The 15,157-nt window shown below is 36.6% G+C and carries 14 protein-coding genes; 7 read left to right on the top strand and 7 right to left on the bottom strand.

From position 1 onward, the window contains the following. Positions 1–5: 5 nt before the first annotated feature. From M902_RS15330 to M902_RS15315, 4 genes are all read right to left on the bottom strand, one after another. The gene (locus tag M902_RS15330; protein WP_021268132.1) at positions 6–614 is read right to left on the bottom strand and encodes a sterol desaturase family protein; all 609 of its coding nucleotides are present in this window, start codon (positions 612–614) and stop codon (positions 6–8) included. Positions 615–1,004: 390 nt separating this feature from the next. Continuing rightward, positions 1,005–2,084 carry a metallophosphoesterase gene (locus tag M902_RS15325; RefSeq protein WP_021268084.1) on the bottom strand — a complete coding sequence of 360 codons (1,080 nt, stop codon included), beginning with the start codon at positions 2,082–2,084 and terminating at the stop codon, positions 1,005–1,007. 2 nt (positions 2,085–2,086) lie between these two features. After that, on the bottom strand, positions 2,087–3,049 hold the full coding sequence (locus M902_RS15320; RefSeq protein ID WP_021268626.1) for a GGDEF domain-containing protein: 963 nt from the start codon (positions 3,047–3,049) through the stop codon (positions 2,087–2,089). 8 nt (positions 3,050–3,057) lie between these two features. Next, complete coding sequence (locus tag M902_RS15315; RefSeq protein ID WP_021268501.1) at positions 3,058–4,716, bottom strand: hypothetical protein; 1,659 nt, start codon at positions 4,714–4,716, stop codon at positions 3,058–3,060. A 226-nt stretch (positions 4,717–4,942) separates the two neighbouring features. On the opposite strand from M902_RS15315, the gene M902_RS15310 reads away from it, so the two are divergent. From M902_RS15310 to M902_RS15300, 3 genes are read left to right on the top strand one after another with little or no spacing between them, the layout of a single operon-like run. Next, positions 4,943–6,004, top strand: a complete 1,062-nt coding sequence (locus M902_RS15310) for a L,D-transpeptidase family protein (protein WP_021267816.1) — start codon at positions 4,943–4,945, stop codon at positions 6,002–6,004. Between the two features lie 11 nt (positions 6,005–6,015). Beyond that, on the top strand, positions 6,016–6,753 hold the full coding sequence (locus tag M902_RS15305; RefSeq protein WP_021268738.1) for a hypothetical protein: 738 nt from the start codon (positions 6,016–6,018) through the stop codon (positions 6,751–6,753). A gap of 9 nt (positions 6,754–6,762) precedes the next feature. Further along, positions 6,763–7,101, top strand: coding sequence for a polymer-forming cytoskeletal protein (locus M902_RS15300; RefSeq protein WP_021268087.1), 339 nt, complete (start codon positions 6,763–6,765; stop codon positions 7,099–7,101). A gap of 12 nt (positions 7,102–7,113) precedes the next feature. On the opposite strand, the gene M902_RS15295 is transcribed toward M902_RS15300, so the two are convergent. After that, positions 7,114–7,725, bottom strand: coding sequence for a hypothetical protein (locus tag M902_RS15295; RefSeq protein ID WP_021267953.1), 612 nt, complete (start codon positions 7,723–7,725; stop codon positions 7,114–7,116). A gap of 134 nt (positions 7,726–7,859) precedes the next feature. On the opposite strand from M902_RS15295, the gene M902_RS15290 reads away from it, so the two are divergent. Beyond that, positions 7,860–8,789, top strand: coding sequence for an NHL repeat protein (locus tag M902_RS15290; RefSeq protein ID WP_021268113.1), 930 nt, complete (start codon positions 7,860–7,862; stop codon positions 8,787–8,789). Here M902_RS15290 and M902_RS15285 read toward each other — a convergent pair whose 3' ends face one another. Both M902_RS15285 and M902_RS15280 read right to left on the bottom strand, forming a co-directional pair. After that, a complete protein-coding gene (locus M902_RS15285; protein ID WP_198011913.1) occupies positions 8,790–10,169 on the bottom strand; it encodes a pitrilysin family protein in 1,380 nt (459 codons plus the stop codon). 19 nt (positions 10,170–10,188) lie between these two features. Then, positions 10,189–11,577 (bottom strand): pitrilysin family protein, encoded by a 1,389-nt coding sequence (locus tag M902_RS15280; RefSeq protein ID WP_021268141.1) that lies wholly within the window; start codon positions 11,575–11,577, stop codon positions 10,189–10,191. 171 nt (positions 11,578–11,748) lie between these two features. Here M902_RS15280 and M902_RS15275 point away from each other — a divergent pair, with 171 nt between their 5' ends. The 3 genes from M902_RS15275 to M902_RS15265 all read left to right on the top strand — a co-directional run bounded on the left by M902_RS15275 (position 11,749) and on the right by M902_RS15265 (position 15,068). Beyond that, positions 11,749–12,432 carry an MBL fold metallo-hydrolase gene (locus tag M902_RS15275; RefSeq protein ID WP_198011912.1) on the top strand — a complete coding sequence of 228 codons (684 nt, stop codon included), beginning with the start codon at positions 11,749–11,751 and terminating at the stop codon, positions 12,430–12,432. An 85-nt stretch (positions 12,433–12,517) separates the two neighbouring features. Further along, a complete protein-coding gene (ald, locus tag M902_RS15270) occupies positions 12,518–13,627 on the top strand; it encodes an alanine dehydrogenase (RefSeq protein WP_021268161.1) in 1,110 nt (369 codons plus the stop codon). A gap of 199 nt (positions 13,628–13,826) precedes the next feature. Further along, on the top strand, positions 13,827–15,068 hold the full coding sequence (locus M902_RS15265; RefSeq protein ID WP_021268280.1) for a hypothetical protein: 1,242 nt from the start codon (positions 13,827–13,829) through the stop codon (positions 15,066–15,068). Positions 15,069–15,157: the final 89 nt, after the last annotated feature.

The following is a 15,157-nucleotide window of genomic DNA, read 5'->3' as shown; positions in this document are numbered from 1 at the left end:
CTAATTTAATCTTCCTTAGGCCCCGTCACTGTTCTAAACACATAGTCCCATAGCGGTGAACTTACACCGTACTTCGCTTTCTCATGTCTAAAGTGGTGTTGTAGGTGAAACTTTTTTAAGTAGCGCCCTACTTTTCCACTCATCTTAAAATGATGAGTCGCATAGTGAATATAATCGTAGCAAAGATAGCCTACTGTGAAAAAGGCCATAAATCCTGGCATGTAAAAAGCAGGAATAAATAATGAAAAGAATAACCAAATCAAGGCCATAATAAGAATGGCCGGTACAGGAGGCATAACCAGTCTTGTCGGGTCATTTGGGTCATCGTGATGAAGTCCATGAAAAAGGAAGACAAATCGCTCAGAAAGAGGACCAATCGGCCTTAAATGGAAAACAAAGCGGTGTAGAAGGTACTCTGTAAGAGTCCAAATAATAAGACCACTCACAGCACATAGAAGCATCTGTAAATGAGTATAACCAAGTTCAAAATATGAACGATAAATTAGAAATCCTATAAATGGTGTCCAAAGAACCAAAGGTACAATTGGATGGACATGCGTAAATGACTCAAGAATAGGATTTTTAAATATTCTAATTGATTCGTATTTTTTCACTTCTTCTACCTAATTAAATATCACATATTTCTATCAAAATTTTTCTTTAAAGTCAGCACAGGCCAGCTATTTGAGCATGTAAAATTCGTTTCACTAAGTCATCAAAATATTAAATCAAAAATAGTAATATTTTATAATGTCAGAAAACAGAGAAACATATTTTATAGAGTGTGTAAATACCCTATAGTAAGTGCATAAGAATAATGGACTAAGTTAATCTCTAGTGCGAGCTACTGTAAGAAAAAATCTCTTGTGGTTTCTGTAAAATAGAATAAACTTATTAATAAGCAGAGACAAAAAATTAAAGACACTTCGGCGTTTCGGGAAAGGACTTTTTAGGAACGTCGTTTTTTTTACCTCAACTCACTTCAAAATACCTTCAATCCCCTTTTAACTAGTTCTAATTTCTTCGATATAGGGCTTCCACTGTCCCATCCACTGATTCATTGACGCATTAACTAATGATTTGCTCTCGGGATGTACAGTAACACTACAATAAGTAAGACTTAACGTATCTTGGTGCTTTCCTGCATCAATAGAAGGGATATTATTCCAAGTTCCGGTATTAAAGTAATAGCGTCCTTCTGGAAATCGTCTCCACTCTTGTAGGTGGGTATGTCCCATAACAACTGTATGGATTGAGCTGTCGCGATCCAGGATTCGTCTGGCCATACGCTCATAGCGTGGATAGATTGTGATTTGTTGTAGGATTTTTATATTAGTTTTAAAATTTGAATTTTGACGTGTGTAATAATTTGAATGAGTCTTGATAACATAATTTATACAAGTCATAAAAAGCCGCCAAAAGAATCTCGTATCATTAAAAAGACACCACTTCACGTATGAAGACATTGGCCTAACCTTATCAATATAAGGTCGCTCTTTTTTAAGCTTTGGAAGGACATTGATGCAAAATAGAGAGCCCCATGGAAAGTTAAGAATTTCTTTTCCTCCAGGTCCACGAATGAATTGCTTGGCCTTTGGAACAGTGTTGACTGCCTCGAAACGATGTCCGTGCTCTACATGAAGGCCATTTTCTAAGAAAGTTTCAGTAAAGAAGATATTATCACCACAAATTTTAGAAAACTTCTCTTGAGCTCCCTTAAAAAGCATCCCTACATCATGATTTCCAACAACATAGACGACCCTCTTATGAGGTGCCCTTAGAAACTTTTTAAGTCCAGCAAAAAAGCGAGGGTGTCCTTTTGCAATATCTTCAATTTGCTTGATTGTCATTTGCTCATCTACAACATGAGTAAAGACACCGTCTGAATCAATTTGAATAAGATTTAGAATATCTCCATTCATAATGATTGTGACAGGTTTTGAATAATACTCATTCGTTGAGAAGTAGTCACAGAATTCATAGAAACGATTATCTTCGAAGAAATCTTCTAAGATATTAAATTCACCGTTTTGCAGGTAACTACCTTTGCCTAAATGGAGATCAGATAAAATTAGATACTTCATATTTATGAGTCTGCTACACAGACTTTGCCACGTCCAGACTTTTTTGCTTCATACATCATTCTATCTGCCATTCCGATGATTTCATTACGTCCAGAAGCGTTAGTTGGGTAATTGGCAACACCAATTGAGACACTCAGTTGGACGTCTTCATCCTCATGAGTATTGATTTCAAGATCAGCTTCGATCTTATAAACAGTCGACTTAACTCGGTTAAGAATTCGTTGACCAATCATCTTAGCGTCTTTTAGAGAAGAATATGGGGCAAGAACAACAAATTCGTCTCCCCCATAACGATAACAAAGATCATCTTCTCTAACTGTTGCACGAATAGTTTCAGCAACCTGCTGAAGTAAACTCGTTCCAATTAAGTGGCCATGGCCATCATTGATACTTTTAAAATAATCAATATCAATGAAAATCAAAGAGAATGAGCGCTCTAATGCTTCAAACTCTCTAATAGCAGCATCAATATCACTTTTAAACTTTCTTTGATTATACAGTCCTGTGACATCATCAACATGTGCTAAGGCCTGAAGACGTTGTAGTTCTTTGACTCGTAAAAGGCTTCTAAATTTCGATTGAATATAATTTTCTATTTGATTAAAGATTTCTGTTGAATACTCTCCATTAAGAACTAGGTATAAGCTTTGGCTACCATTAAAGCCGACTTCCACGAAGCGGTACTTATCACCTTCGATATCAACGTGCAGCTTCTGCGTCTTTAAGGCCCCCATAAGTTCTTGATAGACCTTACTTGGGTACTCTTCAATAACTTTATTATTATAGAAATCTCGAATGATGGGATTTGCCGAATCATTATCAAGTGTTGCAAAAACAAGTGGCGTTTTTGAATCAAACTCTGTCCTAATAAAATCACGAAAGGACTTCAAAATGATATTGAAGTTATGCTCTTCAACATTTTGACAGATAAAATCTAAAAGTGCTTTATATTGTTTTTCCAGCATATTAATTATTAATCATCCAATCCTAATTCATCATCTAATTCTAATGTATCAGCAACCACATTCAAAGATCCCCTTAAGTTTGTTATAAGACGTTCAAGTTTTTGCTGCGCTAGCATTCTCTCTTTCTTCGCTTGTCTCTCGTTGATTGTAGTATTTTCCATATTAAACTCAAGAGTATCTATTTTACGCTTAAGCTCCAAGATCTTTTCATCTCTTGCTTTAATCTTGTTATCACTGTCAATGGCCATTAGCTCTAATTGACTTTCCAACTCCTGTTCACGTGCTCTAATACTTGTATGATCAATCTTTAGGCGCGTGCCAATCTCCGCCATCTCTTCTTTCATGGCCTTATTTTTCGCCTCACTTAATTCTAGGCCATGCTTATACTTGTCAAGCATCGACTTAGTCTCTTCAAATTCGATAGCATGACGTTTTTTGGCTATTGATAGCTCAATATTTTTTTCATCAACTTCTGTTCTTAAGTTAAGTGATTCTCTTTTTAAAATTTCAATCATGGCCTTAAGTTCGTTTAACTCAGATAGTAGATTGATTCGATCTTCCTTCAATTCAGTTACAGTAACTCTCAGATCTAGAAGCTGGTCTTCACTCAGTGAGCTTAAAATGTGCCCAGGATGAAAATTAATATTTGCACTGGCATAAGTTCGAGAAGTCCCATGTTCAGATGAAGCAAAGTCTTGTGGAGCTTCTGCTACAGGAGTCTCAACTGCTCCATGGCCATTCATATCAAAATTAGAAGTTTCATCTGTTGGCGATACAGCTGTCACTGTTAGTGTTTCTTCTGATGAGACAGAAGGTATCTCGTGGTGTTCTTGGTTTGCCTCAACCATACCATCAAGCTGTGCCATTGTATCTTCAGCTTCAATTGAGTCTTGCACCATAAGACTTTCAACTTCGTCTGTGATGTCATCTTGCTCAAATGTATCAAAAGACATATCAAGGTCTGAATCTAAGTCTGCATCAACATCCTCGAAGTCTCCTAAATCATCAAGCTCCCCTAGACTATCTAGGTCGCTCAAGTCTCCAAGGTCATCATCGAGTTCATCATCAAGATCATCACCTAGTGACATTTCAATTTCACTGAGTTCATCATCCAGATTATCCAAGTCATTCAAATCGTCTGCATTGTCCATTTCGCCTAGGCTCATCTCAATGTCATCTTCAGAGATATCTTCTTCAAGTTCTTCAACTTCTTCTACTTGGGCCTCTGGTGTATCCGCAACTTTATCTTCAACAATAATGGGATTATTATCCAGGTCGAGATCATCCTCACGAGCAGCATCAATTGATGCATTAGGAATAGTATCGCCTTCTTGAGTTAAATTAATCTTAATGCTTGATGAAAAGTCCATATCTAGATCGTTTGGAGAATCTGAATTTGCTGGAGCATTCTCAACAATATCCCCTTCAGCACAAAGATCAATGGCACTTACATCATCAAAGTTAAGCTCGATTCCTTCGTCTAGTGGAGAGCTAGCTTCATTATTTAGTTGAGAAAAGTCAATATTTGTGTCAACGAGCGTTAAGGAAGTTTTCTCCTGTGCGTCACTAATTGTCTCAGTATCGCTTCCAAGAACTTCATCAACTGCATTTTGAATTTTCTCACTTTCAGCAAGTAAATCTTCTTGTTGCTTCTTTTCTGCTGACATATTTTTCCCCATCGCGGCCATGCAAAACGTATGAAATTTATTTAAATATGGCCTATTCTTAAATCCTTACCCTCTGCTTTTCGCCTTTTTTTGAAAAAAGTTAAGTATTTACGACTAGTAAAGATATTTTATCGAAAGTTATTTTGCTTTTTAGGGGATAAATACTTGAGTAGTGGTAAAAAAATGTTCTACAATATTAGGTAGTTATCAAATATAAAGGCTTTTCATGATTAAAAAACTATTATTTTTATCGACTATTATTACATCGACTATTTTTTCTATGAGTAGTGTCGCTCAGGAATTCTATCCATCAAATCTGCTTTTATTAAATGATTACTTCGCACACCATGTGATCGTTGCAGAGAAATCAACTCATACACTCTATCTATATGAAAATAACAATGGCCTACCACGATTAATTAAAACTTATCAGATGGCCACAGGTCAAAAGGTTGGAAATAAGTCTTACCAAGGTGATCGTAGAACACCAGAAGGTGTTTATCATTTCAATCAATTTATTGAGCACAAAGACCTCATCAAGAGACATGGAGAACTTGGTGCGCAATACGGGGTTGGAGCATTTGTTCTTAACTACCCTAACCCAATTGATAAGGCCCAAGGAAAAACAGGTGGCGGAATCTGGCTTCACTCAACAGACAACGAACCAAGAATTGACAAAGGTCTTGATTCAAAAGGATGTCTAGTTGCTCACAATATCAACTTAATTGATATTTCAAAGTTTATTGAAATTAATAAGACTAATATTGTTGTTGTTCACAACCTGAAATTTTTCAACAAAGAAACATGGTTAAAAGAAAAAAATGAAATATTAGATACAGTTAACGGTTGGCTAACAGCTTGGTCAACGGAGAATATTAAAGACTACCTAAGCTTCTATTCACGTACAGAATTTGTTGATCCAAGCCGTGGGAACTATAACTCTTTTGCACAATACAAAAGGGCCGTATTTGCAAACCCTGGCACACCATCAATTCAACTTAAGAATCTTACCGTCTTAAAAGCTGATGACTATGTTGTCGTAACGTTTAAGCAAGATTACACTAGTAATACAATTAACGATATTGGAAAGAAAACACTCTATTTAAAACGTGACGCTTACTACAAGTGGAAGATTGTAGCAGAGCGATGGCAGCGTATTCCAATGGATATTACAAACGAGAGGGAGCACTTAAGTTTTGAACCATCACAAAGGTTCTTTACTTCGCAAGACCCAAAACAAATTTTCACATTGAATCTCACTTTAACGAGACCATATAGCGAAAATTAAAAGGGAACGGGATGTCCACACCATCAAGTAATTCGAAGGCAAAAAATAATTTGTCTTTTATTCTTTATGAAAATAATAAAGTGCCAAGGTACTTACAGCTTTCTCCACGTGAGTATAAAGCAATTCTTTATGTACCAGTTGTGCTAACAGTCTTTTCCATCTTTGCCCTAGCTGGGTCATATTTCTATACGAAGAATATCGAAAAGCTTATTAAGGCCAAAGAACCTCTTATTATAAAAAACCTAAGAGATGAGAACTCTACTCTGGCCCAGAAGAATACTGAACTAACAACTCTTAACCTTGATTTAACAAACCGTCTTGCAAATGAAACAATTAGTGCAGTGAGTGCAAGTTCACTTAATATTATTGCTCCTGTAAAAGGTCAAAAAGATCTAACTAGTCCTTCAAGTATTAATATTGAAGATCTTAAGGTTACTAAAAAGGATGATAAGGCAGAACTAAACTTCAATATTATCAATATAACTAAAGATAATAATAAGGTTTCCGGCTATATTCATATCTTCTTATTTGATGGAAATAACTACTTTCACTATCCAGAAGGTGGAGACTCAATTAGAAACTTCTCTCTTAACTACACAAAAGGTGAATCATTTGCGACATCACGCTTTCGTCCTGTAACAGCGAAGTTCGATATGCCTAAGAATAAAACTGTAATGTTTAAAATTCTAATCTTTAACCGCCTTGGTGATATTGTTCATCAACAACTTTTCAGAGAAGAGATTAAATAAGGGCATATTATGGATTTAAGAGATCAAAATTTTACTTTTGTCGGTATTGGCTCGGTTATAAAAGGTGATATCGTTCTAGCAGGGCCTTCACATATTTGTTCAACGATCGAAGGTGATATTCAAATCGATGAGAAACATCAACTGACAATTGAGCCTCAAGGTAATGTAAAAGGACGAATTCGCTGTGGAGACCTAAATATCTATGGCGTTGTTTGTGGTGATATTACCGCACAGGGAAAGGTAAAGGTCTTCCCTACAGGAACAGTTAAAGGTCAAATTGTTGCTAAGAATATTAATATTGCTCCAGGAGCAAAGGTTAATATGCAAGGGCATACTCTAGAGTCGTAATTTATTTTTTTTTTAACGAATTAAACGATCAAGAATTCCGCGATTAAACTTAAAGACAATCCCTAACGAAATTAGATTCTCGTGTCCATTACCATTTTCTTGGTAAGTATAACCTGATTGAAAGTGTAGCTTTCTTCCAATATGAAAAAAATCATATGCTACGCCTAGTCTTAGGCCACCTAATGTCGTATTTCTTTTCAGCCCGTAAGTACTTGCGGCCCCTGCAAAAATATTGTCATCCGTGTTGTTTTCAAGGTAATCATTAAATGACGAAAATGCGTAACCTAACTTTATGGCAAGCCTCAGGGTCGGATAAAAGTGAAGTTCAACACCATAAATATTGAGAGATTGTACGGCCACACGATTAACTCCCCCATGACTGATATCGCCACTTAAATCTATACTTGTATAAAATGCCTCAATTCCAATGACTCGATTTCTTACCCCATAAGAAATATTGTAACCGATACCAGTGGTTGCCGTATCATATTGGTCCATTTTATCATTTGTTCCAATTCCAAAGATTCCATCTATTTTCAGGTATGAAAATTCGGCGCTGGCAGCTTGGCCAAGAAAGCACAGAATGAGTAGTGTGAATAGTTTTAAATATTTAGCTAAGCTCAATTAAACACCTCTAAGTTATTGTAACAAAAAGAAAATAAAATTTCCTGAAATGAGATAACCGGAAGATTTTTCTCAATTTAATCTATTTAAAACTAGAATTAACTTTATTTTCGGCCCACCCCGATTCTTTAGGCATGAGAAAGTTTAAAATTATACAGCTAATATTTTTTATCACCTTAATCCATGGCCTAACTTCTTGTGAGGAGGTTGAATCAGTTATTAAAGCAGAGCCCCTGCCAGCACCTAGTGGTAACTATCTAGAGCCAGGAGATATCATTGTAATGAATTACACTGCCGATTCGATTGTCCAACTTGATAGTAATGGAGTTTTTAAAAGAACAATCTATCAAGTGACAGGCAATAGTGTTTTGCTTTTGGCACTAGGTTGGTCAAATGAGAAAAACCAACTTCTATTTACAACTGATGGTAATGACCGAGTTTTAGGAGTAAATGCTTATACAGGAAAAGTTTCTGATGTGATTGTTCACTCAGGTCTTAATGGTAGCCTTAGGGGTGTGACAGAATTAGTAAATGGAAATATTGCTGTTCTTGAGTCAAATAATCTCGAACTATTTACACCTCTAGGAGATGGCCATCAAAGAGAGACTTCTGGTTTTCCAATTACAAATATTATTAGTACTGGACAAGGAATGGCACCACTAGCAGATGGTGGATTTTTAATAAGCTCTCGTGGCTCTGATCAGATAAGAACTTATGATGAAGATGGTGTACAACAAAATAGTGTTGGAAGTCCTGCCGGCGCAAATGATGGCTACTTTGCTATCGAGTTAGATAATGGAGATATTGTCGGTATATGGAATGGAACGACAGACCAAGTAGTTGAATATGACAGTTCTCTAAGCGCAACAGGAGCGAGCTATAGTAATACAACATACCTTACAAATCCAAGAGGTGTCGCACAACTACATAGTGGTAATATTATTGTTTCTGATTATTCATATAATCACTTAGTGGAAATTGATATTAGTGATTACTCTTTAGTTAGAACAATTGGGCAAGGCCTTTCAGGCCCTACCCATGTTCTGGTTGTACCAGATTATTGATTAGAGAAAATTCTTATAAGAATAAGTTTTAATCTTTCCTATTTTGCTTAAGGCCTTCTTCATAGACTTATCACCAAGAACTACAATTTGTACCTTATCATATGGGAAGGCCGCATAGATTGTCTTTGCGACATCCTCCTGCGAGATCTTATCAACAGACTCCGTGTACTCAAGGAATCGTTTGATATCAACTTGAGAATTATCAAGACTTACAAGTTGTCTCATAAAGCTTGAAGGCTTTTGAAATTGAAAAGCAAATCCACCCTTAACGGCCTTTCTAACTTTTTCAATTTCTTCCATCGATATATTTGTTGGCACAGAATTGTCTTTTAATATCTTCACGACTTCTTGAACCATCTGCCCTACTGTTTCTTCCTTTGTAAAAGTAGAAAGAATCGAGCGGCCATAATCTTTTTGCATACCAGCTGTAGCCCAGGCCGAATATGTTAGCCCTCTTTTTGTTCTTAGTTCTTTAACAAGAATCGATGTGAATCCACCACCTAAGTATTGAGACATAAATTCTAGATTTTCAAAACCAGGATCCTCTTTTTTTGCAATATAAACCCCTGCTCTAACTTGTGCTTGATTTGCCTTAGGGACTTCAACAAAGTGTATAAGAGGTTTCTCAGGATTAAATTTCTTTATCTCTTTAACCTCAGTATCCAATCTTCTGATGAAGCTTGCTTTAGCATTGAAGCCACATTCGTCTGTAATAATATTTTTGACTTTAAGAAGTGAACGTGGCCCAGTGATATAAACTTTCTTTTTCACATCATCTCTAAAATACTTCAGGCGACTTTGAAGATAGGCCCTCTTAATACGCTTAATATCTGCAAGCCTACCTCTAACATCTGAAACGTATGGAGTTCCCTTAAGGCTTATTGAACGAAAGGCAATAGAAGCTAGCTCACCGTGATTAGATACTAGGTTTTGCCTTTGAGCGATGAGAGACTTCTTTGCCTTAGATAACTCTTGGTTTGGATAAACTGCATCCCTAAATATATGACAAATTTTCTTTGTTGTTGGAATCACATCTTTTGCAAGTCCACTATAAGAATAGCTTGAGAATTCATGTGTTACATTTGAAGTAGTTGAAACACCATAGAATTCTAAATTGTCCGCAATTTCATTTAAGCTAAAACGATTTGTCCCACTCTCTAGTAGGTCAAACATCATCTTAGTTACACCTTTAGTACGTCCGTCTTTAATTGCACCATCTGCAAAGAAGATCGTAACATTGTAAGTTGGAAATTTATCATCTTGAATATAAGTGACATCAATATTGTCCCACTTAAACTTTTCAATTTTATCGACAAGTTCATTGGCACCAACACTTACGAATGTAGATGCAATGATTAATGATTTTAAAATTTTATTCATAGCTACTAACCCTTTCATTCTAGTTACGATCCCAAATTGATAAGAATACATATTCGTTACCAGAGATATAACGACGACAAACATCACGTACCTGATCAACAGTCATTTCACTGTAGCTCTTTAGCTGTTTCTTATATTCTTTATAGTCACCATTAAAAAACTCTGATGACCCTAAAAAGCTTGCTAAACCATCATTTGTAGAGATCGCTTCATAGTACTGCTTAAGCAGCATATTCTTAGTTTTTTGAACAGCACGTGGAGTGATTGCTTTAGAGCAAGATTTCTTTAATGTTCGTAGTAATCGACGGCGAGTATCTTTGATCCCTTTCTTTGGAAGCAGCTCTCCTCCAATAACAAAAATTCCGCCATTTTTTAGGCCATAATTATATGAATAAACTTTTGAAAGTCTTGGCGACTTAGAAACAACATAATTTTTAACAAGATAAGAGCTTGTTCCAGTTCCTAAAATATCAGATAAGAAATCTAGGGCATATGAGTCTTCATGAGTAACTGAAACTGCAGGAAAAGCTAGTCTAAACATTGGGTTCTTAGATTGCCCCTTAAGGCTTCTAACGTAAGGAAGCTTTGCTTGTCTCTTATATCTTCCAGCATCATCAAGCTTTGACTTTTTTGCTTCAAGATTCTTATTCATTGGAATTTTTCCAATTGTTTTTTTCACTTTAGAAAGTATTGAAGAAGGATTGATATCTCCAACAATTACCATAATAGCATTATTTGGAGCATAGAAATCATGATAAAACTCAAGCATTTGCTTACGATCTAAATCCTTTACGTCTTTAGCATCACCAATGACAGAGCCTCCATATGGAGTTCCTTTAAACATTGCTTTCATCATAGCAAGGTGAATCTTTCCACTTGGCCTATTTTCATAGCGCATCTTTCTTTCTTCAAGAACAACTTGTCTTTCTTTTTCAAAAGGCACTTCTTCAAGCATTAAATTTGCCATTCTTTCAGCTTCAAGTTCAATCATTTTTTCAACAGTAGGAGCTGCAATATTTTCGTAGTAAACCGTGTTATCAAATGTCGTGTATGCATTTGAGTTCCCACCATATGTTTCAATATAGTCTGAGAAGTACTCTGCTGGAAAATTCTTTGTCTTCTTAAACATCATATGCTCAAGAAAGTGAGTTGCTCCAGTCGTGCCCTTTCTTTCGTAGCGGCCACCGACATCATAAAATGTGTAAATTGAGGCAATCGGTAATTTCGAGTCTCGAACAAGTAGTAAGCGCAGGCCATTATCTAAAGTATACTTTTGCACATCAATATTAAGCTCAAGAGACCCTAGATCTGTGTTGCCAGAGTGTTTTGCTTCATTTGTTGATGAACATGATGAGTTTAGAAAAAGAGCTGCAGTAATAAAGGCAAATAAATTAATTGCTTTAAACATCAAATCTCCAATAAAAGTTAATATAAATAGCTTAAAAACTTATGATTTTCTTGGCAATATAAAGTTATGAATTTATTAGTTACGTTCCTAGGTACCGGAACAAGTACAGGTATTCCAATGTTAGGCTGCAGCTGTCCAGTTTGCACGAGCTCTAATAAACACAATAAACGTTTGCGAACATCATTTTTAATCCAACATGATGATACCACAATTCTCTTTGATACGGGGCCAGATCTTCGCACGCAATTATTGCGTGAAGGAGTTCAAGATATCAGTGCGGTGATTATTTCACATGCTCATGCAGACCACTTGAACGGTATTGATGACATAAGGCCATTCACTTTTAAACATCCTATCAACCTCTACACAGATCAAAGCAGTGCCCATATTATCAAAAATAGATTTGGTTATATTTTTGGAAATAACCCTGGTCACATTGGCTCAAGTCCGAGGCTTTTGCTCAACGAAATTGAACTAAATGCAATAACTAGGATTTGTGATTTAAGATGTGAATTTATTGAACTGCCCCATGGTAATGGTATATCACTTGGCCTTATTATTGGAAAGCTGGCGATCATATCAGACTGTCATGAAATCCCACAAAGAGAGATCGATAAGTTGCGCTCATATGATTTAGACTCACTCATTATTGACTGCGTGCGACATAAGCCACACCCGGCCCATCTCTACGTAAAGCGCAGCTTTGAATACATCAGAAAAATAGGTGCTAAGCATAATTACCTGACTCATATGGGCCATGAGCTTGATCACAGCAGCTTGCAAAAAGAGTGTGACCATCACTTTCCAGATGGAAGTGTCAAAGTTGCCTATGACGGGCTAAAATTCGAGGTTTAATATATTGTAATAGCAAATGAAAACAATTATATTTGCCTCATATATTTTATGAGTATTTTAACGCCTTCAATTTAATGGAGTTTTTATGATTATTGGTGTTCCTAAGGAAATTAAAAATAACGAAAATCGCGTAGGTCTAGTTCCAGGTGGTGTAAGACAGCTTATCCACGATGGTCACGAAGTTTACGTGGAAACTAATGCAGGTATTGGAATTGGTATTTCTGACGAAGCATATATTCAAGCTGGTGCAAAGATTCTTCCATCTCTTGAAGAAGTATTTGAAAAATCAACAATGATCATTAAGGTTAAAGAGCCTCAAGCAAGAGAGATCGCTCTTTTAAAACCACACCATATTCTTTACACATACCTTCACCTTGCGGCGGATGAGCCACAAACAAAGGGTCTTATGGAGTCAGGATCAACTTGTATTGCATACGAAACGATCCAACCAGCAGATGGCTCACTTCCACTTCTAACTCCAATGTCAGAAGTAGCAGGAAGAATGGCAACGCAAATTGGTGCTTCTTACCTACAAATTGACCACGGTGGAAAAGGTGTACTTCTTGGTGGTGTACCAGGTACAAGAAGAGCAAAAGTAACTGTTATCGGCTGTGGTGTTGCGGGGACTAACGCAATTAAGATGGCAATGGGAATGGGTGCTGATGTTACAGCAATCGACCTTTCGACTAAACGCCTTGCTGAGCTTGATGACCTATTTGATAACAGAATCACGACTCTATTTTCAAATATCGACAATATTGAAAAAACAGTACAAGAGTCAGATCTTGTTATTGGTGCAGTTCTTGTTCCAGGAGCAAAGGCACCAAAACTTGTAACAAGAGAAATGATTTCTAAAATGGAAAAAGGTTCAGTTGTAGTTGATATCGCTGTCGACCAAGGTGGATGTATTGAGACTTGTAAGCCAACGACTCACCAAAATCCAACTTTCCTAGTTGATGGAGTTGTTCACTACTGTGTTGCAAATATGCCAGGTGCTGTAGCTCAAACTTCTACTTATGCACTGACAAACGTAACTCTTAAATATGCTCGCATGATTGCAAAATACGGGGTTGAAGAGTCTGCAATGATGGACGACGCATTCAAGAAAGGGATCAATATCTACAAAGGTAAACTTGTGTACAAGCAAGTTGCTGAAGATCTAAACCTTGAGTACACTCCACTTAACCTAAACTAAGACTTAAAATATTGGCCCCAAGCTGGGGCCATTTTCTTACCAAAAAGAGCTTACTCCCTAAATATCCACACTAAATAACTGTCATTTTTCTTAAAATATCTTACATTGTGAAGTTAATTTAAAATTAACCTTCGTATTTTTTTCAATTTCACTTAATTCTCGATAAAAACTCTCAACTGTTATTTTTTAAGGGGGAGAAATGTCAAAAATTCTAATCGGGCTTATGCTCGTATGTTACACTCTCGCTGCGAATGCAAGCGATCATCAATTAAACTTCTCATTCAACGGTGGTGATAATGATGTACAAGTACTAGCTAAAGAAGTTGAAGTTACTAAGTACAAAGAAGAGCCATACGAAGGGACATGCTACCGCCAAATTCCATACCAAGAAACAGAATGTGGATATGAAACAGACTATCGTAGAGAATGTCGTTGGGAGCCAAGTCGTCAAGTCTGTGAAACAGATTACGATTACCAATGTCGTTATGAAACAAAATATCGTCGTGAATGTACACGTGGGCCTTCGAGACAAGAATGTCGTACCGTTCCAGGTCAAAGAGTTTGTCGCACAGTAAATGGAAGACAAGAGTGTCGTCAGCGTGATAGCCGTCGCGTGTGTGAAACAAAACCAGGTCGCGAAATTTGTCGTTCAGTACCATATCAAGATCGTGTTTGTCGTAATGTTCCAATTAGAAGATGTCACACTCGTCCAGGGCGAAATATATGCGACAATGTTCCTTACCAAAAATATGTATGTCGTGATGTTACGAAGTACCGTTCAGAGCCGTACTCTTGTACAAAGACTCGTACAGTTGCATACAAAGAGATGGAAAACGTAACTCACAAAGTGAAAGTACAATATCTTGGTGCAATTGATAAGGCCGATGCTAACTTCACACTTAAATTCAGTGATGAACTAAAGAGCTTTGATACTCTCGTACAAAACTTAAATAAGGAAGCGACTCAAGTGAACTTCCAAGTATCAGACTTCACAAGAACTTCTGACTACAGCTATGAGTCAACTCTTAAGGTAGAGTTCTTCGATCTAGATGAAGCAAAAGCTCCAATTCTAGTTAATCCAGAAAAAGTAAAAGTTGGCATTAAAGGTCAATTCGAACTAGAGCTTTCTAACTATACAGAAGGCATGGAGCAACTTAGAGCAGAAATTGTAGTTTACGATAAAGAAAAGAAGAAGATTCACTTTAAGAAAATAATTGATCTCTTAACTTTCAATAAGTCTCTACTTGAGAATGGAAATATTCTATTCAAAGAAGAGCTAAAGAAACATGGGTTTGAAAAGATTAAGAAATTTCCTCTCGGACCTTTTGAAAAGGCACGAGAGCTTAAGGTTACGCTTACATTCTTCCCACTAGTATCAAAAGTACCAGGGCAAGAGCTAAAGTCAGTAACGTACACATTAAATACAAAAGCTAAGTTTTAATAAATTGGCCCTTATTTAAAATAAGGGCCTTCTTCAATATTAGGGAATTGATGAAGGCCACTTATAATAAAGAACCCTCTATTTTCGTA

Origin of the sequence: Bacteriovorax sp. BAL6_X (genome assembly GCF_000443995.1) — a bacterium.
Classification (GTDB): Bacteria; Bdellovibrionota; Bacteriovoracia; order Bacteriovoracales; family Bacteriovoracaceae; genus Halobacteriovorax_A.
Note: the sequence above shows the minus strand (reverse complement) of the source record. Positions and strands in the feature narration are given on the sequence as shown.